This is a genomic window from Streptomyces sp. NRRL S-455 (genome assembly GCF_000717875.1).
In the GTDB taxonomy this organism is placed as follows: domain Bacteria; phylum Actinomycetota; class Actinomycetes; order Streptomycetales; family Streptomycetaceae; genus Streptomyces.
Genome location: NZ_JOCT01000011.1, coordinates 476586 through 496249, shown reverse-complemented (window position 1 = coordinate 496249; position 19664 = coordinate 476586). Strand labels below are relative to the sequence as shown.

The 19664-nt window shown below is 70.3% G+C and carries 16 protein-coding genes; 14 read left to right on the top strand and 2 right to left on the bottom strand.

Going from position 1 to position 19664, the window contains the following annotated elements; translation table 11 throughout:
- The first annotated feature begins 46 nt into the window (after window positions 1-46).
- From mrdA to IE97_RS0117030, 4 genes are all read left to right on the top strand, one after another.
- The gene (gene mrdA, locus IE97_RS0117045) at window positions 47-2287 is read left to right on the top strand and encodes a penicillin-binding protein 2 (protein WP_030240012.1); all 2241 of its coding nucleotides are present in this window, start codon (window positions 47-49) and stop codon (window positions 2285-2287) included.
- Window positions 2284-3486: a rod shape-determining protein RodA gene (gene rodA / locus IE97_RS0117040; RefSeq protein WP_030240009.1), complete on the top strand. Its 1203-nt coding sequence runs from the start codon at window positions 2284-2286 to the stop codon at window positions 3484-3486. The genes mrdA and rodA overlap by 4 nt, the downstream gene beginning before the upstream one ends.
- A gap of 55 nt (window positions 3487-3541) precedes the next feature.
- Window positions 3542-5047 (top strand): CYTH and CHAD domain-containing protein, encoded by a 1506-nt coding sequence (locus tag IE97_RS0117035; protein WP_030240006.1) that lies wholly within the window; start codon window positions 3542-3544, stop codon window positions 5045-5047.
- Between the two features lie 88 nt (window positions 5048-5135).
- Window positions 5136-7100 (top strand): TIGR03960 family B12-binding radical SAM protein, encoded by a 1965-nt coding sequence (locus IE97_RS0117030; protein ID WP_030240003.1) that lies wholly within the window; start codon window positions 5136-5138, stop codon window positions 7098-7100.
- 45 nt (window positions 7101-7145) lie between these two features.
- On the opposite strand, the gene IE97_RS43035 is transcribed toward IE97_RS0117030, so the two are convergent.
- The gene (locus tag IE97_RS43035) at window positions 7146-7364 is read right to left on the bottom strand and encodes a hypothetical protein (protein WP_051705010.1); all 219 of its coding nucleotides are present in this window, start codon (window positions 7362-7364) and stop codon (window positions 7146-7148) included.
- A 348-nt stretch (window positions 7365-7712) separates the two neighbouring features.
- Entirely contained in the window at window positions 7713-8402 is a 690-nt protein-coding gene (locus tag IE97_RS0117020; protein ID WP_030239998.1) for a GAF and ANTAR domain-containing protein, read from the bottom strand.
- Between the two features lie 214 nt (window positions 8403-8616).
- On the opposite strand from IE97_RS0117020, the gene IE97_RS0117015 reads away from it, so the two are divergent.
- The 10 genes from IE97_RS0117015 to rpmA all read left to right on the top strand — a co-directional run bounded on the left by IE97_RS0117015 (window position 8617) and on the right by rpmA (window position 19562).
- Complete coding sequence (locus tag IE97_RS0117015) at window positions 8617-9114, top strand: DUF2975 domain-containing protein (protein ID WP_030239995.1); 498 nt, start codon at window positions 8617-8619, stop codon at window positions 9112-9114.
- The gene (locus IE97_RS0117010; protein ID WP_030239992.1) at window positions 9114-9344 is read left to right on the top strand and encodes a helix-turn-helix domain-containing protein; all 231 of its coding nucleotides are present in this window, start codon (window positions 9114-9116) and stop codon (window positions 9342-9344) included. The genes IE97_RS0117015 and IE97_RS0117010 overlap by 1 nt, the downstream gene beginning before the upstream one ends.
- Window positions 9345-9395: 51 nt before the next feature.
- Window positions 9396-10568 (top strand): hypothetical protein, encoded by a 1173-nt coding sequence (locus IE97_RS0117005; RefSeq protein ID WP_030239988.1) that lies wholly within the window; start codon window positions 9396-9398, stop codon window positions 10566-10568.
- 48 nt (window positions 10569-10616) lie between these two features.
- On the top strand, window positions 10617-11399 hold the full coding sequence (locus IE97_RS0117000) for a TIGR03936 family radical SAM-associated protein (protein WP_030239985.1): 783 nt from the start codon (window positions 10617-10619) through the stop codon (window positions 11397-11399).
- A gap of 260 nt (window positions 11400-11659) precedes the next feature.
- On the top strand, window positions 11660-15811 hold the full coding sequence (locus IE97_RS0116995; protein WP_030239981.1) for an Rne/Rng family ribonuclease: 4152 nt from the start codon (window positions 11660-11662) through the stop codon (window positions 15809-15811).
- Window positions 15812-15971: 160 nt separating this feature from the next.
- Complete coding sequence (locus tag IE97_RS0116990; RefSeq protein WP_030239977.1) at window positions 15972-17039, top strand: glucose-1-phosphate thymidylyltransferase; 1068 nt, start codon at window positions 15972-15974, stop codon at window positions 17037-17039.
- Window positions 17036-18052, top strand: coding sequence for a dTDP-glucose 4,6-dehydratase (gene rfbB / locus IE97_RS0116985; RefSeq protein WP_051705009.1), 1017 nt, complete (start codon window positions 17036-17038; stop codon window positions 18050-18052). Before IE97_RS0116990 ends, rfbB begins: the two co-directional genes overlap by 4 nt.
- Before the next feature lie 119 nt (window positions 18053-18171).
- Complete coding sequence (rfbC, locus tag IE97_RS0116980; RefSeq protein WP_030239969.1) at window positions 18172-18765, top strand: dTDP-4-dehydrorhamnose 3,5-epimerase; 594 nt, start codon at window positions 18172-18174, stop codon at window positions 18763-18765.
- 207 nt (window positions 18766-18972) lie between these two features.
- Window positions 18973-19293: a 50S ribosomal protein L21 gene (gene rplU / locus IE97_RS0116975; protein ID WP_003990208.1), complete on the top strand. Its 321-nt coding sequence runs from the start codon at window positions 18973-18975 to the stop codon at window positions 19291-19293.
- A gap of 14 nt (window positions 19294-19307) precedes the next feature.
- Window positions 19308-19562 (top strand): 50S ribosomal protein L27, encoded by a 255-nt coding sequence (rpmA, locus tag IE97_RS0116970; protein ID WP_003990207.1) that lies wholly within the window; start codon window positions 19308-19310, stop codon window positions 19560-19562.
- The last annotated feature ends 102 nt before the right edge of the window (window positions 19563-19664 follow it).

Genomic DNA, 19664 nt, shown 5'->3' with positions numbered 1-19664 from the left:
CGTATTCGCACATCCGTACGCGCATGGAGAGGGGGAGGCAGCCGCAGTGACCAACATTCCCGAGACCGGCCGCAACACACGGGTCCAGATCCGGCTCGTCGTCATCCAGGTCCTCGTCCTCTCCCTCCTGCTCACCCTCGGCGGACGCCTGTGGTACCTGCAGATCCGTGAGGGCGCTGCCTACGCCAAGGAAGCCTCCGGGAACCACGTCCAGCAGGTCGTCCAGCCGGCCGTCCGCGGATCCATCCTGGACGCACGCGGCGTGGCCCTCGCCGACAACGAGACCCGGCTGGTCGTCTCCGCCTCCCGCACCGACCTCCTGAAGATGAAGGACGACGGCAAGGAGGTCCTGACCAAACTCGCCGGAGTGCTGGGCATGACCCCCAAGGAGGTCATGGCGAAGGTCCGGCTGTGCGACGCGGAGACCCCCCAGCCCTGCTGGAACGGCTCGCCGTACCAGCCCATCCCCATCACCGACGAGGCCACCGCCAAGCAGGCCCTGCAGATCCGCGAGCGCGCCGAGGACTTCCCGGGCATCACCGCCGAGCCGCAGGCCGTGCGCCGCTATCCGAGCCCGGGCAAGGCCAACACCGCCCAGGTCCTCGGCTACCTCTCGCCGGTCACCGACGAGGAGATCAAGCAGGCGCAGGACACCGACTCGCCGTTCCTGCGCTCCGACCAGGTCGGCCGCTCGGGCCTCGAGCGCGAGTACGACAAGCAGCTGCGCGGCAAGGCCGGCGTCACCCGCTACGAGGTCGACAACCTCGGCCGCGTCATCGGCCAGGCCGAGGCGGACCCCGCCCACCCCGGCGACAACCTCGTCACCAGCATCGACGCCCGCGTCCAGCGGATCGCCGAGTACCAGCTGAACGAGGCCATGAAGGAAGCCCGCAAACAGCACGACCGCAACACCGGCACCAACTACAAGGCCGACTCCGGCGCCGTCGTGGTGATGGAGGCCAAGACCGGCCGGGTCGTCGCCATGGCGTCCAACCCGGACTACGACCCCAACGCCTGGGTCGGCGGCATCTCCGCCAAGGACTACGCCCGGCTCACCGGCAAGAGCTCCAACTACCCGCTGCTCAACCGCGCGATCCAGGGCCAGTCGGCACCCGGCTCCATCTTCAAGGTCATCCCGACCGCCGCCGCGGTCAACGCGGGCTACTCCTTCGACGGCCCCTACCAGTGCTCCAGCTCCTACTCGATCGGCGGCCAGGTCTTCAAGAACTTCGAGTCCAAGGGATACGGCCCGATCAGCCTCGGCCGCGCCCTGGAGGTCTCCTGCGACACCGTCTTCTACCGCCTCTCCCACGAGGAGTGGAAGCGCGACGGCGGCACCAAGCCCAAGAAGAACGCCGACGACTGGTTCTACAAGACGGCCCACCAGTTCGGCCTCGGCAAGGAGACCGGCATCGACCTGCCCAACGAGGTCACCGGCCGCGTCCCCGACCGCAAGTGGAAGCTCGACTACTGGAAGGCCAACAAGGACGCCTGGTGCCGCACCGGCAAGCGCGACGGCAGCTACGCGGAGAAGATCGCCTACGAGAACTGCCTCGAAGGCAACCGCATGCGCGCCGGTGACTCCGTCAACTACTCCATCGGCCAGGGCGACACGCTCGTGACGCCCATCCAGATGGCCACCATCTACGGAGCCATCTCCAACGGCGGCACGATGTACACCCCGTCCGTCGGCAAGGCCGTCATCAGCGCCGACGGCAAGACGATCACACCGATCAAGCCCAAGGCGCACGGCAAGCTGCCGATGACGCAGAAGCTCCGCAACGAGATAGACGAAGCCCTCGCGGGAGTCGCCACCCGCGGTACGGCCGCCTGGCGCTTCGGCGGCTGGCCGCAGGACAAGATCCCGATGCACGCCAAGACGGGTACCGCCGAGGTCTACGGCAAGCAGACCACCTCCTGGTTCGCCACGTACACCAAGGACTACTCGATCGTCATGACGATCTCCCAGGGCGGCACCGGCTCCGGCGCCTCGGGCCCCGCCGTCCGCAACATCTACAACGCGCTGTACGGCGTCTCCGAGGACGGCAAGATCGACTCCAAGAAGGCCCTGCTGCCCACCCCGCAGAAGGCCCTGCCGAAGGTCAAGACGGACGGCACCATCACCACCCCGAAGATCTCCAAGGACCCGGCCAAGGACCAGCAGGCGAAGAAGAAGGACCCGAACGCCCCGGCCGACCCGCTCCAGCCGGCGACGTCCGCCCCGCCGTCACCCGAGAACCGTGACACCCGAAGGCGCCGGCAGGGAAGCCGGAGGTTGCCGACATGACCGGCGGTGTGAACAGCTTCCAGGTATCCGGCTACGGCCCCGAGCGCTCCGGCTGGACCCGGCTCCTCGCCCGCGACTCCGTGGCGCGGCGGCTCGACTGGCCGATCCTGCTGTCGGCGACGGCCCTGTCGCTGCTCGGCACGCTCCTCGTCTACTCGGCGACCCGCAACCGCACGGAGCTCAACCAGGGCGACCCGTACTTCTTCCTCGTCCGGCACCTGCTCAACACCGGCATCGGCCTCGCCCTGATGGCCGGCACCATCTGGCTCGGCCACCGCGGCCTGCGCACCGCCGTGCCAGTCCTGTACGGCGTCTCTCTCCTGCTGATCCTGCTGGTGCTCACCCCGCTCGGCTCCACGATCAACGGCGCCCACTCGTGGATCAAGCTCCCCGGCGGCTTCTCCCTCCAGCCCTCCGAGTTCGTCAAGGTCACGATCATCCTGGGCATGGCGATGCTGCTGGCGGCCCGGGTCGACGCCGGAGACAGGCAGTACCCCGACCACCGCACCGTGATGCAGGCCCTGGGCCTGGCCGCCGTGCCCATGGTCATCGTGATGCTCATGCCCGACCTCGGATCGGTCATGGTCATGGTCATCATCGTGCTCGGCGTACTGCTCGCCTCCGGAGCCTCCAACCGCTGGGTGTTCGGCCTGCTCGGCGCCGGCGCGGCCGGCGCGATCGCCGTCTGGCAGCTCGGAGTGCTCGACGACTACCAGATCAACCGCTTCGCCGCCTTCGCCAACCCCGAACTCGACCCGGCCGGCGTCGGCTACAACACCAACCAGGCCCGCATCGCCATCGGCTCCGGCGGCCTGACCGGCTCCGGCCTCTTCCACGGCTCGCAGACCACCGGCCAGTTCGTGCCCGAACAGCAGACGGACTTCGTCTTCACCGTGGCGGGGGAGGAGCTGGGCTTCCTCGGCGGCGGCCTGATCATCCTTCTGCTCGGCATCGTCCTGTGGCGCGCCTGCCGTATCGCCCGCGAGACCACCGACCTGTACGGCACGGTCGTGGCCGCCGGCATCGTCGCCTGGTTCGCCTTCCAGACGTTCGAGAACATCGGCATGACCCTCGGCATCATGCCGGTCACCGGCCTGCCGCTGCCGTTCGTGTCGTACGGCGGCTCATCGATGTTCGCCGTGTGGATAGCGGTCGGCCTGTTGCAGTCGATCCGGGTGCAACGCCCGATGTCGGCTTGAACACGGGGCGGGGCGCCCTCTGCCGCCCCGCCCCCACGCCGACTAGATTCGGTTCATGGCGGACACCAAGCGCGAGATCGAGCGGAAGTACGAATCCGAGGGCAGCGGGCTTCCCGACCTGACCGGTGTCACCGGGGTCGCGGCCGTCCTCGACAAGGGCGTCTCACACCTCGACGCCACCTACTACGACACCGCCGACGAACGCCTCGCCACATCGTCCGTCACCCTGCGCCGCCGCACCGGCGGCTCCGACGCGGGCTGGCACCTCAAGTTCCCGGTCGCCCCTGGCATCCGCGACGAGATCCACGCCCCCCTGTCCGACACCCTCCCGGACATCCTCGCCGGGCTGGTCCGCTCCCGCGTCCGCGACCGCGAGCTGCTGCCCCTCGTCCGGCTGCGCTCCGACCGCGACGTACGCCACCTCGTCGACGCCGACGGCAGGCTGCTCGCCGAGGTCAGCGTCGACAGCGTGCACGCGGAGCGGCTCACGCCCGGAGGCGGCGCGGCCCAGTGGACCGAGATCGAGGTGGAGCTCGCCGACGAGGGAGACCCGGCCTTCCTCGGCAAGGTGGACAAACGGCTGCGCAAAGCGGGCGTACGGCCGTCCAAGTCGCCGTCCAAGCTGGCACGGGCCCTCGCCGAAACGGCGCCGGGAAGAGGGTGTGCCCCCGACCCCGCCGCGGAGCCCCGGACCGCCGGAGACCACGTGCTCGCGTATGCGCGCACCCAGCGCGACGCGATCGTCGAACTCGACCCGGCCGTCCGCCGGGACGCCGAGGACTCCGTGCACAGCATGCGCGTGGCCACCCGCAGGCTGCGCAGCACCTTCAAATCGTTCGGCAACGTCCTCGACCGGACCGTCACCGATCCCATCGCCGACGAGCTGAAGTGGCTGGCCGCTGAGCTCGGCCGGGACCGGGACCGTGAGGTGCTGACCGAGCGGCTGACCACCGCCCTCGACGAAGTGCCCGACGACCTGGTCCGCGGCCCGGTCAAGGAGCGGCTGCAGACCTGGTCGAGCGCCGAACACCACGGAGCACGCGGCCGGCTCATCGGCGTCCTGGACTCCCGCCGCTACCTCACCCTGCTCGACACCCTGGACGCGCTGATCGCCGACCCGCCGCTGCGGAAGGCAGCCGCCAGGAAGCCCGGCAAGACGATCACCGAGGCCGTGAAGAGGGACTTCCGCAAGGTCACCAAGCTGGTCCAGCAGGGACAGGAACAGCGGCCCGGCACCGACCGGGACGTCGCCCTGCACGAGGCCCGCAAGAAGGCCAAGCGCACCCGCTACGCGGCCGAGGCGGCCCGGCCGGTCCTCGGCAAGCCGGCCAAGACCCTGGTCAAGTCCATGAAGTCCCTCCAGAACCTGCTCGGCGAACACCAGGACAGCGTGATGGCCCGGCAGACCCTCCGCGAACTGTCGGCCGTCGCCCACGCCGCCGGGGAGGACACCTTCACCTACGGCCTGCTCCATGAACGCGAGGAGCAGCGGGCCACCCGCGTGGAGGCCGAGCTGCCCGCCTTCTGGGCCGGGATCAAGGACCGCGGCGCGGCCCTGTGACCTTCCGGGCGTACGGAGGCGCCCCGAGGTCGCGTTAGTCTGGATGGTCACCCCTGTCAGTTCAGTCCAGCTCACGAAGGTGCGCGACATGCCTGCCGAAGTCGCTGCGTCGGTGTTCCCGCAGCTCGAAGCTCTGCTCCCGCATGTGCAGAAGCCGATCCAGTACGTCGGCGGAGAACTCAACTCCACGGTCAAGAACTGGGAGTCCTGCGACGTCCGCTGGGCGCTCATGTACCCCGACGCCTACGAGGTCGGCCTGCCCAACCAGGGCGTCATGATCCTCTATGAGGTCCTCAACGAGCAGCAGGGCGTCCTCGCCGAGCGCACCTACAGCGTGTGGCCGGACCTCGAGGAGCTCATGCGCGAGCACGGCGTCCCCCAGTTCACCGTGGACAGCCACCGCCCCGTGAAGGCGTTCGACGTGCTCGGCCTGTCCTTCTCCACGGAGCTGGGCTACACCAACATGCTGGCGGCCCTGGACCTCTCCGGGATCCCCCTGGAGGCCAAGGACCGCGGCCTGGACGACCCGATCGTCATGGCCGGCGGCCACGCCGCGTTCAACCCCGAGCCGATCGCGGACTTCATCGACTGCGCCGTGATCGGCGACGGCGAGCAGGCGGTCCTGGAGATCACCGCGATCATCCGCGCCTGGAAGGCCGAAGGCCGCCCCGGCGGACGCGAGGAACTCCTCCTCCGCCTGGCGAAGACGGGCGGCGTGTACGTCCCCGGCTTCTACGACGTCGAATACCTGCCGGACGGCCGTATCGCCCGTGTCGTGCCGAACCGCAGCGGCGTCCCGTGGCGGGTCTCCAAGCACACGGTCATGGACCTCGACGAGTGGCCGTACCCCAAGCAGCCCCTCGTGCCGCTGGCCGAGACGGTCCACGAGCGCATGTCGGTGGAGATCTTCCGCGGCTGCACCCGCGGCTGCCGCTTCTGCCAGGCCGGCATGATCACCCGCCCGGTCCGCGAACGTTCCATCACCGGCATCGGCGACATGGTCGAGCAGGGCCTGAAGGCGACGGGCTTCGAGGAGGTCGGCCTGCTGTCGCTCTCCTCGGCGGACCACAGCGAGATCGGCGACGTGGCCAAGGGCCTCGCCGACCGCTACGAGGACGACAAGATCGGCCTCTCCCTCCCGTCCACCCGCGTGGACGCCTTCAACATCGACCTGGCCAACGAGCTGACGCGCAACGGCCGCCGCTCCGGCCTCACGTTCGCCCCCGAGGGCGGCTCGGAACGCATCCGCAAGGTCATCAACAAGATGGTCTCGGAAGAGGACCTGATCCGTACCGTCGCCACCGCCTACGGCAACGGCTGGCGACAGGTGAAGCTGTACTTCATGTGCGGCCTCCCGACGGAGACCGACGAGGACGTCCTGCAGATCGCCGACATGGCGACGAGGGTGATCGCGAAGGGCCGCGAGGTCTCCCGCTCCAACGACATCCGCTGCACGGTCTCGATCGGCGGCTTCGTCCCCAAGCCCCACACGCCGTTCCAGTGGGCGCCGCAGCTCTCCGCGGAGGAGACGGACGCCCGCCTCGAGAAACTGCGGAACAAGATCCGCGGCGACAAGAAGTACGGCCGCTCCATCGGCTTCCGCTACCACGACGGCAAGCCCGGCATCGTCGAGGGCCTGCTGTCCCGCGGCGACCGCCGCACCGGCGCGGTCATCCGCGCGGTCTACGACGACGGCGGCCGCTTCGACGGCTGGCGCGAGCACTTCTCGTACGACCGCTGGATGCAGTGTGCCGACAAGGCACTGGCCCCCTTCGGCGTGGACGTCGACTGGTACACCACACGCGAGCGCACGTACGAGGAGGTCCTCCCCTGGGACCACCTGGACTCCGGCCTCGACAAGGACTGGCTCTGGGAGGACTGGCAGGACGCCCTCGACGAGACGGAGGTCGAGGACTGCCGCTGGACGCCGTGCTTCGATTGTGGGGTTTGTCCTCAGATGGACACCCACATCCAGATCGGCCCCACTGGTAAGAAGCTCCTGCCTCTCACGGTCAAGAACGCCGCGCCGACTCCCAGCGGACACGGGCACTGAGGCGAAGCCGCCTCCCCATACCACTCGGGGAGGCGGCTGCCCGCGTCACTGGACCGTGTGAGAAGGTCTCCGCGAAGTCGGGTGATGGATGTCCTGGCGGACGTTCGTGCGGACCGCCTCTTCGATCGGGGGTGAACCCGTGTCGAGTTCGAGGATCTGCCGACCGATACGGGGGCTGAGCGTGATGTCTGCGGCCTGCTTCACGGTGAAGTAGTACTCGACGTCCTCGCCGAGGTCGCGTTCCCGCCATGACTCCGGGAGCACTGAGACCAGTGCGAAGCGTTCGACACCGGCCAGGCGAGCCGCCTCGATCGGCTTCGCGACTCCGTCGCCGTCGACAGCCTTCGTGACCTCCGTGCTGCCGCCGTTCGACCGGCGCTGAAGACGATCACGTCGACACCGCCGAACGCTGCCGTCGGCTAATGCCTGAAATTTCAATGGCCCGGGTCCTCGCGAGCATTGCGTCGTTCGTCGCCGAGCGGTCACCCGCGATGAGATGTGAGCGGTTCGTCCTCGGGGGGACTCGTGGAGACAGGCGGGGTCGGTGACGCTCCCCCCGGGGGGCCGGCTCGGCCAGGTTCCCCCAGTTCGGAATATGTGCTGGGGGAGCCGTCAGGTCAGGTGGCCGTGTTCGCAGACCCGGCGGGCGACCTCGCGGAGTTTGATGTTGTTGTCCTGGGAGAAGCGGCGCAGCACGTCGAACGCCTGTTTCTCGGTGAGGTCGTGGCTGCCCATGAGGATGCCCATGGCTTCGCCGATCTGGTGGCGGGTCTGCAGGGCCTGCTGGAGCTGGGCGTGGCTGCGGGCGCTGGAGAAGGCGATGGCGGCGTGCGAGGCCAGTAGCCAGCCGGCGGTCTCGCTGTCCTCTGTGAATGCCCCGGGGCTGCCGGAGTAGAGGTTGAGCGCGCCGAGCTCCTCGTCGTCGGTGTAGAGCAGGAAGCCCATCATGCTGCCGACGCCCAGTTCCTTGGCCCGGGAGGCGTACTGGGGCCAGCGTGGCACCTCGTGGGTGAAGTCGGAGATGCGGAACACCCGCTCCCCGGTGTCGCTGCGTGCCGCGTCGAAGCAGGGACCTTCGGCGAGGTGCTCCTGGAGGCGGTCGCTCTCGGTGACCAGGGGGTGGGTGGGCGCGATTGTCTCCACTTTCTTGCCGTGCAGCAGGAGGATGCCGGCCGCGTCGCAGCCCGCGACCAGTTCCGTGGCCGAGTGTGTGATGCGCTCGAGGGTGGCGTCGACCGAGTCCTGAGCCGCCAGGTACCGGGCCGTGGAGGCCAGCTGCCGTGCGAATGCGCGCCAGTCCACTGTCGTCCTCCTCGGCTCGGGCGCTCGGCGTTCCTCCCGTCCACGGTGTCACGTGCGGCTCGTGAACCGTGCGCGGCGGCGGGCTGATGGTGTCGTCTGCTTCTGCCCCTTTGCGTCTCCGGCATGCGGCTCGTTGCGTCTCCGGCGAGCGAACCGTTGCGTCACCTATCGAAAGTCGATAGATTTCCATCGTGATTCGATCGAGGGAGTGGTGATGGGGAAGCTGGCCGTGATGGCGTTGCGCGTGGTGCTCGTGGTGCTGCTCGCCGGGTCGTTGTTCGTGCAGGCGGTCATGGTGCCGCTGCTGGCCATCGACATGAACGGCCTCAGGCCCGAGTACGCGTATCTCCGCACCCCGATCCTCGTGGTCACGGTCCTGGGTGTCGTGACGGCCCAGGTCGTCGTGGTCTGTGTGTGGCGTCTGGTGACGATGGTGCGCCGTGGGACCGTGTTCTCCACCGCCGCCTTCCGGTACGTGCACATCGTGATCGGCGCGTTCGTGGCCGCCGCACTGCTGGTCTTCGCGCTGGCGGTCGTTCTCGCCCCGGGCGAGGCCGTCGCCCCCGGGGTGGTGCTGCTGCTGTGCGGGGTCGTCGTGGCCGTGCTGGGCGTCGCGCTGGTCGTGCTCGTACTGCGGATGCTGCTCGCGCAGGCCGTCGCACGGGACATCGAGGCGGCCCAGATGGAGGCCGAGCTGGAAGAGGTCATCTGATGCCGATCGCCGTCGACATCGACGTGATGCTCGCCAAGCGGAAGATGTCCGTGGGTGAGCTCGCGGAGCGCGTCGGCATCACCCCCGCCAACCTCGCGGTCCTCAAGAACGGCCGCGCCAAGGCGGTCCGTTTCTCGACCCTCGCCGCCCTCTGCGAGGTACTCGAATGCCAGCCGGGGGACCTGCTGCGCTGGGAGGCCGACGGTGCCGCTGACGGGACAATGTCCTGATGGACTGTGCGGTGCCGGATCCGGACGGGGCGTTGAGGCGTCTACGTCGGTATGGATCTCGAGAAGCCGACCCGCGAGGGTTCCGAGGCGCGGGTCGATCTGCGCGAGCATCAGACTGAGCCGCCCGTTCGGCGGGAGCCGGGGGCGCCCGAGGGATGCCTCGTCGTCGCGATCCGGATCCCGGTGCGGATCATCGTGCTCGTGCTGGTCGTCCCCGTGCGGATCGTGTGGGACGCGCTCGTCGTGGCCGGGCGGTTCCTGAACGACGTGCTGTTCCGGCCGCTCGGAAGGGCGTTGCTGTGGCTCGGAAGGGCGCTGTTCGTCTGGCCGTTCGTGGGGCTGTGGCGGTATGTCGTCGTGCCGGTGGCCAAGGCGCTGGGGTGGCTCGGCAACGTCCTCGTCGTCGTACCTCTGGTGTGGCTGTACCGGTTCGTACTGACGCCGGTGGGACACGCGATCGCGTGGGTCGGTGGGGGCGTCGGGGCCGCGCTCGGCTGGGTGTACAGGCGGGTGCTCACGCCGGTGGGGCACGCCGCGATGTGGGTTGTGAACGGGCTCGGTGCGCTGCTCGCGGCCCTCGGCACCGGCGTGTACACGGCCCTGGCGTGGCTCGTGAAGCACCTCCTCGTCGTGCCCGCCGTGTGGCTGTACACGTGGGTCCTCGCGCCCGTGGGCCGTGCGATCGCCTGGTGCGGCAAGGGGCTCGTCCGGCTGGTGAGCATGATCGTCACCGGCGTCGGGACGGCCCTGTACTGGATCGCCCGGATCCTGTTCGTCCTGCCCGCGCTCGCCGTCTGGCGGTGGGTCCTCACGCCGGTCGGGCGGGTCCTCGCCGTCATCGGGCGGGAGGTGTGGGACGCCTTCGGCCACGCGTGGCGCGTCGCCGGGCACATCTCGCGCGCCGCTGGACGGTTCCTCGGCACCCTCTTCCGGTGGATCTTCGTCGAGCCGGTGCGGTGGGTGTACCGCAGTGTGCTGACGCCGGTCGGGCACGTGGTGCGGGACGCGGTCCTGCGGCCCGCCGCCGAGGCCGCCCGCAGTGTGGGACGGGCCACCCGGCAGGCGCTCACGTCCGCCCGGGAGTCCGTGCGGCAGGCGCGTGCCGACGTCCGGCGGATGCTCTTCGGGGAGCCGCGGCAGCCGCGGCCCGTCGACCTGAGGGAACCTTCGGGCCGCGAGGCACGTACTCTTGGTAGCAGTACGACCGCTCTCACGAAGGACTGAACGACACTGGGCAAGCGACAGCCCGAAGGCCCGCCGCCCGCACCCGCGGTGCAGCGCATCCGACTGCGCTACACCAAGCGCGGCCGCCTCCGGTTCACCAGCCACCGTGACTTCCAGCGCGCCTTCGAGCGTGCGTTGCGCCGTGCCGAGGTGCCGATGGCCTACTCGGCGGGCTTCACACCGCACCCGAAGGTGTCGTACGCCAATGCCGCACCCACCGGCACGGGCAGTGAGGCGGAGTACCTGGAGATCGCGCTCACCGCGCCGCGCGACCCGGAGCAGCTCAGGATCCTTCTCGACGAGTCGCTGCCCGCCGGGCTCGACATCATCGAGGCGGTCGAGGCCCGCACCTCGGGCCTCGCCGACCGGCTCACGGCTTCCGTGTGGGAGCTGCGGCTGGACGGCGTGCCGCAGGAGGAGGCCCGCCGTGCGGCGGACGCCTTCAACGCGGCCGAGACCGTCGAGGTCCAGCGCCTCGCCAAGAACGGGGTCCGTACTTTCGACGCCCGCTCCGCCGTCGTGAGCCTGGAGATCCGCGATCTCGCGGAAACGCACAGTTCGCAGGCTGATAGGCCGACCGACCAGCCCTGTGCGATACTGCGGCTGGTTGTTCGGCACGTGACGCCTGCCGTACGACCCGACGACGTCCTGTCCGGTCTCCGCGCCGTGGCCGACCTGGCGCCGCCGGTCCCCGCAGCGGTGACCAGGCTGGCGCAGGGGCTGTTCGATGAAGAGACCGGCACGGTGACCGACCCGCTCGCGCCCGACCGCGAGGCAGCGGAGGCCCGCTCAACGGCCGAACCGCCTGCCGCCGCGACGGCGCCGGCGTAAGGAAGGTTCCGCGTAAGGACGGACGTCGTAGCGCCGCCCTCGGACTCGGGAGCCACCTGGGTCGGGTAGCGCACCGACCAGAAGACTTTCGCCAGGCCGTACGCAATAGGTGTACGGAACCGGCGAGACAGGACACGGAAAGCTCCCGTGCGGCGCCCGCGCCCCGGACGGCGGCGACGCGCACAGCGCGAGCCGCGGACGTCACCGGCACAAGCCGGACCAGGTGCGGCGCCCGGGAGCCCGACGGGAGAAAAGCCCGCATGCTCGAACCGACCGAACCCACAGAGTCCACCCCGGGCTCCGAAGAGAACAACACCCCGAGCGACACCCTGCCGCCCCGTCGGCGGCGCCGTGCCGCGTCCCGCCCGGCGGGTCCCCCCGCCGGTGCCTCCCCCGACGCTCCGGTGGAGACCGTCACGCCGGCCATACCGGTCGCGGATCCCGAGGACCTCGAGGACATCGAGGAAGCCGCTGCGGAGGAGACCACCACTGTGGCGGAGGAGACTTCCGTACCTGCCGAGAGCAGCGAGCCCGGTGAGGACGCCGCGCCCGCCGGTCGTAAGCGGCGCCGTGCGGTTCGCCGTGCTTCCGCGCCCGCCGGGGCCCCGGAGTCCGCGGAGACCGCCGAGACCGTGGTGCCGGTGACCGCCGCCGCCCCTGCCGCCTCCGAGGCTTCGGAGCAGGCCGAGGCCCCCGCGTCCGCCGCACCCGCCCAGGTGTCCGAGGACGCCGCTCCCCGGCGCACCCGGCGTCGCGCGACGCGCAGCGTGGCCACGCCTGCCGCGGCTGCGGCGGAGGCGAGCGAGACGGTGACGAGCGAGACCGTGACGAGCGAGACGGCGGCGGCCCCGGTGCCGAGTGCTTCCGAGCCCTCCGCGGCCGATGCCGCCGAAGGAGCCGAGGCCGCCGAGGAGGCCGCTCCGCGTCGGGCCCGGCGGCGTGCCACGCGTCGGGTGTCCGCGCCCACGGGGGCGCCCGCGGCTGTCAGCGCGGAGGAGACCGCCGCCCCCGGCGAGGCTGCCGCCGCGTCCACGTCCGCGTCCCCTGTGTCCGCAGAGGAGACGAAGGCCCCCGCGGCCGCCGAGCCCGCTGCCCCCGAGGTTTCTGCCACTGAGGCATCCGCCCCCGAGGCCCCCGCTGAAGGGGCCGCCCCCGCCCAGGCCGGTGAGCCGGCCGAGGAGGCCGCTCCGCGTCGCCGTCGCCGGGCCGTCCGCCGGGCCGCCGGCGGCTTCGCCGAGCCCGCGCGGGCCGCGAAGGCCTCGAAGGGATCCGCCGGCGCGGCCGCCGGTGAGGACGAGTCACCGGCCCGTCCGGCGCGGCCCGCCGTCGCCGTGTTCCAGGCGCCCGTGTTCACCGAGCCCCAGTTCCAGACACCGGAGCGGGCCGCTGCCGCGGCCGCCGCCGAGGCGGCCGGGACCGAGGAGCCCGAGGAGGCGGAGGAGTCCGCCATGGCCGAGGGCCCGGCCGAGGAGCAGTCCGGCGCGCCGCGTCGTCGGCGCCGCCGCCGGGGCTCCGCCGACGAGTCCGAGGCCCGGGCCGCCGAGACCCCCGCCGCGGAGACCACCGTCGACGAGGCGGACGAGGCCGAGGATTCCGCCGAGGGCGACGAGCAGGACGAGTCCGAGGGGTCCGGCTCGCGGCGTCGCCGTCGCCGGGGCGGTCGTCGGCGCCGGCGTGGTGAGTCCGCCGAGACCGACATCGACGGCGAGGGCACCGACGCCGACACCGAGCAGGCCGCCGCACAGGACGCCGAGGACACCGCCGAGCAGACCGAGGAGGACCGGGAGGACTCCGAGGACGGCGACCGGGACGAGTCGGCCGGCGGGGGTGGCTCCAGCAGCAGCCGCCGGCGTCGTCGCCGCCGGCGCCGTGCCGGTGACAGCGCGGCCGACGGCGAGCCCTCCGAGGACGACCCGGAGCGCACGGTCGTCAAGGTCCGTGAGCCCCGCCCCCAGCGGGAAAAGGGGACCGAGCCCTCCGACGAGGTGCAGTCCATCAAGGGCTCGACCCGTCTGGAAGCCAAGAAGCAGCGCCGCCGGGAAGGCCGCGAGCAGGGCCGCCGGCGCGTCCCGATCATCACCGAGGCCGAGTTCCTCGCCCGGCGCGAGGCCGTCGAGCGCGTGATGGTCGTCCGCCAGCACGGCGACCGCACGCAGATCGGCGTCCTCGAGGACAACGTGCTCGTCGAGCACTACGTCAACAAGGAGCAGTCGACGTCCTACGTCGGCAACGTCTACCTCGGCAAGGTGCAGAACGTGCTGCCGTCGATGGAGGCCGCCTTCATCGACATCGGCAAGGGCCGCAACGCCGTCCTCTACGCCGGTGAGGTCAACTTCGAGGCGCTGGGCATGGCCAACGGGCCGCGGCGCATCGAGTCCGCCCTGAAGTCCGGGCAGTCCGTGCTCGTCCAGGTGACGAAGGACCCCATCGGGCACAAGGGCGCCCGCCTGACCAGCCAGGTCTCCCTGCCGGGCCGCTACCTCGTGTACGTGCCCGAGGGTTCGATGACCGGCATCAGCCGCAAGCTGCCCGACACCGAGCGGTCGCGGCTGAAGACCATCCTCAAGAAGATCGTCCCGGAGGACGCGGGCGTCATCGTGCGCACCGCCGCCGAGGGCGCGAGCGAGGACGAGCTGCGCCGGGACGTCGAGCGGCTGCAGCAGCAGTGGGAGGACATCCAGAAGAAGGCCAAGAACGGCAACGCGCCGACGCTGCTCTACGGCGAGCCGGACATGACCGTCCGGGTCGTGCGCGACATCTTCAACGAGGACTTCTCCAAGGTCGTCGTCAGCGGTGACGAGGCGTGGTCGACGATCCACGGGTACGTCTCGCACGTCGCGCCCGACCTCGCCGAGCGGCTGCAGAAGTGGACCTCCGAGGTCGACGTCTTCGCCACGTACCGGATCGACGAGCAGCTCGCCAAGGCCCTCGACCGCAAGGTGTGGCTGCCCAGCGGCGGCTCGCTGGTGATCGACCGGACCGAGGCGATGGTCGTCGTCGACGTCAACACCGGAAAGTTCACCGGCCAGGGCGGCAACCTCGAGGAGACCGTCACCAGGAACAACCTGGAGGCGGCCGAGGAGATCGTGCGCCAGCTGCGGCTGCGCGACCTCGGCGGCATCATCGTCATCGACTTCATCGACATGGTGCTGGAGTCCAACCGGGACCTGGTGCTGCGGCGCCTGCTGGAGTGCCTCGGCCGGGACCGTACGAAGCACCAGGTCGCCGAGGTGACCTCGCTGGGGCTCGTGCAGATGACTCGCAAGCGGGTCGGTCAGGGGCTGCTGGAGTCCTTCTCCGAGACCTGTGTCCACTGCAACGGGCGCGGAGTCATCGTGCACATGGAGCAGCCGACCTCGGCCGGAGGCGGCGGCAAGCGCAAGAAGCGCGCCCGTGCCGGTGCGGCCGAGCAGCCGCACGTGCACGAGGCCGCCGTCGACATCGCCGACATCGCCGAGACCGCCGAGGAGGAGGCGGAGACCGAGGCGGAGGTCGTCGCCGAGGTCGCCGACCCGGTCGCGCTGCCCGCGCCGGCCTTCGAGCCCGACGAGGAGCTGTACAGCAGCGCCGCCGAGGCGGAGGCCGCGGCCACCCGCGGTCGGTCCCGGCGCCGGGCGAGCCGGCGGGCGTCGGCCCCGGCGGGCGCTCCGCGTGGCGGCGACGCCGCCAGGACGGCCGAGCCGGTCAAGGCCGACCAGGACAAGTCCGCGCGGGCCGAGGCGGAGGTGCCGACGGCTCAGGACGTGACCGCCGAGCAGGAGGTCGCCCGTCCGGTGCGGCCCGAGACGGCCGCCGAGGCGCAGGCCGAGCCGATGGCCGTCGAGGACCCGGTGGTCGAGGCCGCGCAGGCCGCGCCCGCCGAGGAAGCCGCACCGAAGGGCCGCACCCGGCGGCGGGCCACCCGCAAGGTGACCGCTCCGGCCGGTTCGCCGGCGGGGGCCGAGGCGGCCGTGGTGACGGTCTCCGAGACGGCGGCCGAGCCCGAGGAGCCGAAGTCCGAGGCGCCGGCCGAGCAGGCGGTGGTGGCCGAGGCGCCCGCCGAGAGCGCCGCCCCGGCCCGCCCGCGGCGTCGTGCGGTGCGCAAGACCGCCGCGCCCACGGCGTCCGAGGACGCGGCCGTGGTCGTCGTCGCGACGACCGCCGCGGACGAGGCCCCGGCCGTCGAGGCGAGTGAGGCTGCCGAGGAGCCGGCTCCGGCCAAGAAGGCCGCCCGCAAGACCGCCAAGAAGGCCACGGCGAAGAAGGCCGCCACCAAGAAGACGGCGGCCAAGAAGACGACGACGGCCAAGAAGACGGCTGCGAAGAAGACCACCGCGAAGAAGACGACCGCCAAGAAGGCGGCGTCCAAGAAGACCGCGGCGGCCGAGCAGCAGCCGGTCCCGTCCGTCTCGAGCCCGGCCGACGAGGGCTGACGCCTCACACCCGACGGAGAAAAGTGATCCGCCCCCGGTCCGACGACCGGGGGCGGATCGTTTGTCTGAACAACAGGTGAATCGATACCTGGTCATACGGTTATGATGCGAGTCGAGACTGATCGCAAATTAAACAAATTAATGTAAAAACGGGACTTAAGTGAAGGCTCTAGTGCTCTCCGGGGGAGCGGGCACCCGCCTCCGTCCGATCACCCACACATCCGCCAAACAGCTGGTACCCGTCGCCAACAAGCCCGTGCTCTTCTACGGGTTGGAGGCGATCGCCGAAGCCGGCATCAACGAGGTCGGCATCGTCGTCGGCGACACCGCGGACGAGATCCGCGAGGCGGTGGGCGACGGTTCCCGGTTCGGGATCGACGTCACCTACATCCCGCAGGAAGCACCGCTGGGCCTCGCCCACGCCGTGCTCATCGCCCAGGAATTCCTCGGCGACGACGACTTCGTCATGTACCTCGGCGACAATTTCGTCGTCGGTGGTATCACCGGCCTGGTGGAGGAGTTCCGCGCCGAGCGGCCCGACGCGCAGATCCTGCTGACCAGGGTCCCCGACCCCACCTCCTTCGGCGTCGCCGAACTGGACGGCGACGGCCGGGTGGTCGGGCTGGAGGAGAAGCCGAAGCAGCCCAAGAGCGACCTCGCCCTCGTCGGCGTCTACCTCTTCACCGCGGCCATCCACGAGGGCGTCCGCTCCATCGAACCCTCATGGCGCGGCGAGCTGGAGATCACCCACGCCATCCAGTGGCTGATCGACCACAAGCGCGACGTCCGCTCCACCGTCATCTCCGGCTACTGGAAGGACACCGGCAACGTCACCGACATGCTGGAGGTCAACCGGTCCGTCCTGGAGACCGTGCAGCCGATGAACGCGGGCACGGTGGACGAGGACAGCGAGATCATCGGCCGGGTGCGCATCGAGGAGGGCGCCCGCGTCAGTGGCAGCCGGATCGTCGGGCCCGCGATCGTCGGTGCCGGTTCCGTGGTCGACAACGCGTACATCGGACCCTTCACGTCCGTCTCCGAGGACTGCCGGATCGAGGACAGCGAGATCGAGTACTCGATCGTGCTGCGCGGCTCGTCCGTCACCGGTGTACGCCGGGTGGAGGCCTCGCTCATCGGACGCGACGTCGAAGTCACCCCCGCCCCCCGTAATCCCAAGGCCCACCGGCTCGTGCTCGGTGATCACAGCAAGGTGCAGATCTCCTCATGACCGCCTCCGCCCCTTCTCCCGCCCGCCCGATCCGGATCCTGGTCACCGGCGGCGCCGGCTTCATCGGCTCGCACTACGTCCGTACGCTGCTCGGCCCCCAGGGCCCCGGAGACGTCACGGTCACCGTCCTGGACAAGCTGACCTACGCGGGCAACCCGGCCAACCTCGACGAGGTGCGCGAGCACCCCGGCTTCGCCTTCGTGCAGGGCGACATCTGCGACCCCGGACTGGTCGGCGAGCTGATGGCCGAGCACGACCAGGTGGTGCACTTCGCCGCCGAGTCGCACGTCGACCGGTCCATCGACGGCGGCGCGGAGTTCGTCCGCACCAACGTGGTCGGCACCCACACGCTCGTCGACGCGGCGCACCGCTCCGGCATCAAGACCTTCGTGCACATCTCCACCGACGAGGTCTACGGCTCCATCGACGAGGGCTCCTGGCCCGAGACCCACCCGCTTCAGCCCAACTCGCCCTACTCCTCGGCGAAGGCCTCCAGCGACCTGATCGCGCTGTCCTACCACCGCACCCACGGCCTGGACGTCCGCGTCACCCGCTGCTCCAACAACTACGGGCACCACCACTTCCCCGAGAAGGTCATCCCGCTCTTCGTCACCAACCTCCTCGACGGCAAGAAGGTCCCGCTGTACGGCGACGGCGGCAACGTGCGCGACTGGCTGCACATCGACGACCACGTCCAGGGCATCGAACTGGTCCGCACCAAGGGCCGCCCCGGCGAGATCTACAACATCGGCGGCGGCACCGAGCTGTCCAACAAGGAGCTCACCGAACTGCTCCTCGAGGCGTGCGGCGCCGACTGGGAGACCAGCGTCGAGTACGTCCAGGACCGCAAGGGCCACGACCGCCGCTACTCGGTCGACTGCACCAAGATCCGCCAGGAACTCGGCTACGAGCCGCGCAAGGACTTCCGTGCGGGCCTCGCGGAGACCGTGCAGTGGTACCGGGACAACCGCGCCTGGTGGGAGCCGCTGAAGGAGCGCGCGGCGCTGAAGTGACCCGTCCCGCCGACGCCGTTGTCGAGGGCCGTACCGTGACGGCTACGCTGCCGCTGGACAAGCGATGGCGGGCAAGAACCAGAGCTGAAGAAGAGCCGAAGAAGAGCTGAGGACATGTGATGCGGCCCCTTTCCATCTCCGGCGCCTGGGTGCACGAGCCGAAGGTCTTCCCCGACAGCCGGGGCAGCTTCCACGAGTGGTTCAAGGCACCGCTCTTCACCGAGACGGTCGGCCACCCGCTGAAGCTGGCCCAGGCCAACATGTCCGTCTCGAGCCGCGGCACCCTGCGCGGTATCCACTTCGCGGACGTGCCGCCCAGCCAGGCCAAGTACGTCAAGTGCGTGCGCGGCGCGGTGCTCGACGTGGTCGTGGACATCCGGACCGGCTCGCCCACCTTCGGCCAGTGGGAGGCCGTCCGCCTGGACGACCGGGACCACCACGCGGTCTACCTCTCCGAGGGGCTCGGCCACGCCTTCATGGCGCTGACCGACGACGCCACCGTGGTGTACCTCTGCTCGGAGGGCTACGCCCCCGAGCGGGAGCACGGCATCCAGCCGCTCGACCCGGCCCTGGGCATCGACTGGCCCGCGGACATCACCCCGCTGCTCTCCGCCAAGGACGAGCAGGCGCCCACCCTCGCCGAGGCCCGGGAGCAGGGCCTGCTGCCCTCGTACGAGGCGTGCGTGGCGTATCGGGAGAGCCTGGGTTCCTGACCCCGAAGGAGCCCGGCAATGGGCCCGGTTTGACCCCCTCGGCCACGGCCCCGTAACCTTGACCGTCGGCGTGTCGTCAGGCCCGCCACATCCCCGTAAACCTCATCCTCCCGGACACGGGCTGTGACCGGGAGAGGTCGCCCGCGTGCTCTCGTGGGTGGCTGGCCTGCGGGGGTGCCGTTTCCCGAGCGAGAGAGTGAGTTCCGCGTGTACGCCATCGTGCGCAGCGGTGGTCGCCAGCACAAGGTTGCTGTCGGCGACATCGTTGAGGTTGACAAGATTTCCACTGCCAAGGTTGGCGACACGGTCGAGCTCTCGACCCTGCTCGTTGTCGACGGCGACGCCGTGACCAGCGACCCGTGGGTGCTGGCCGGCATCAAGGTCCAGGCCGAGGTCGTGGACCACCACAAGGGCCAGAAGATCGACATTCTGCGCTACAAGAACAAGACCGGTTACCGCCGTCGCCAGGGCCACCGCCAGCAGTACACGGCGATCAAGGTCACCGAGATCCCCACGGCTGCGAAGTAAGGGACTGAGGAGAAATGGCACACAAGAAGGGCGCATCGTCCACCCGGAACGGTCGCGACTCCAATGCCCAGCGGCTCGGCGTGAAGCGCTTCGGCGGTCAGGTCGTGAACGCTGGTGAGATCCTGGTCCGTCAGCGCGGCACCCACTTCCACCCGGGCGCGGGCGTCGGCCGTGGCGGCGACGACACGCTGTTCGCGCTGGAGGCCGGTTCGGTGCAGTTCGGCACCCACCGTGGCCGCAAGGTCGTGAACATCGTTCCGGTCGCCTGATCGGACACTTTCGCGAGGCGGACCTCACTTCCCGGGCGGGAAGGCGGGTCCGCCTTTCGCTTGTTGCACACGTGTTGAACAAGTAAATCTCGTACGTACTTC

What these genes read in the sequence shown, in the direction of transcription:
- rodA (WP_030240009.1), top strand. Translation starts at nt 2,284, where the DNA reads ATGACCGGCGGTGTGAACAGCTTCCAGGTATCCGGCTACGGCCCCGAG.
- IE97_RS0117035 (WP_030240006.1), top strand. Translation starts at nt 3,542, where the DNA reads ATGGCGGACACCAAGCGCGAGATCGAGCGGAAGTACGAATCCGAGGGC.
- IE97_RS0117030 (WP_030240003.1), top strand. Translation starts at nt 5,136, where the DNA reads ATGCCTGCCGAAGTCGCTGCGTCGGTGTTCCCGCAGCTCGAAGCTCTG.
- IE97_RS0117015 (WP_030239995.1), top strand. Translation starts at nt 8,617, where the DNA reads ATGGGGAAGCTGGCCGTGATGGCGTTGCGCGTGGTGCTCGTGGTGCTG.
- IE97_RS0117010 (WP_030239992.1), top strand. Translation starts at nt 9,114, where the DNA reads ATGCCGATCGCCGTCGACATCGACGTGATGCTCGCCAAGCGGAAGATG.
- IE97_RS0117005 (WP_030239988.1), top strand. Translation starts at nt 9,396, where the DNA reads ATGGATCTCGAGAAGCCGACCCGCGAGGGTTCCGAGGCGCGGGTCGAT.
- IE97_RS0116995 (WP_030239981.1), top strand. Translation starts at nt 11,660, where the DNA reads ATGCTCGAACCGACCGAACCCACAGAGTCCACCCCGGGCTCCGAAGAG.
- rfbB (WP_051705009.1), top strand. Translation starts at nt 17,036, where the DNA reads ATGACCGCCTCCGCCCCTTCTCCCGCCCGCCCGATCCGGATCCTGGTC.
- rfbC (WP_030239969.1), top strand. Translation starts at nt 18,172, where the DNA reads ATGCGGCCCCTTTCCATCTCCGGCGCCTGGGTGCACGAGCCGAAGGTC.
- rpmA (WP_003990207.1), top strand. Translation starts at nt 19,308, where the DNA reads ATGGCACACAAGAAGGGCGCATCGTCCACCCGGAACGGTCGCGACTCC.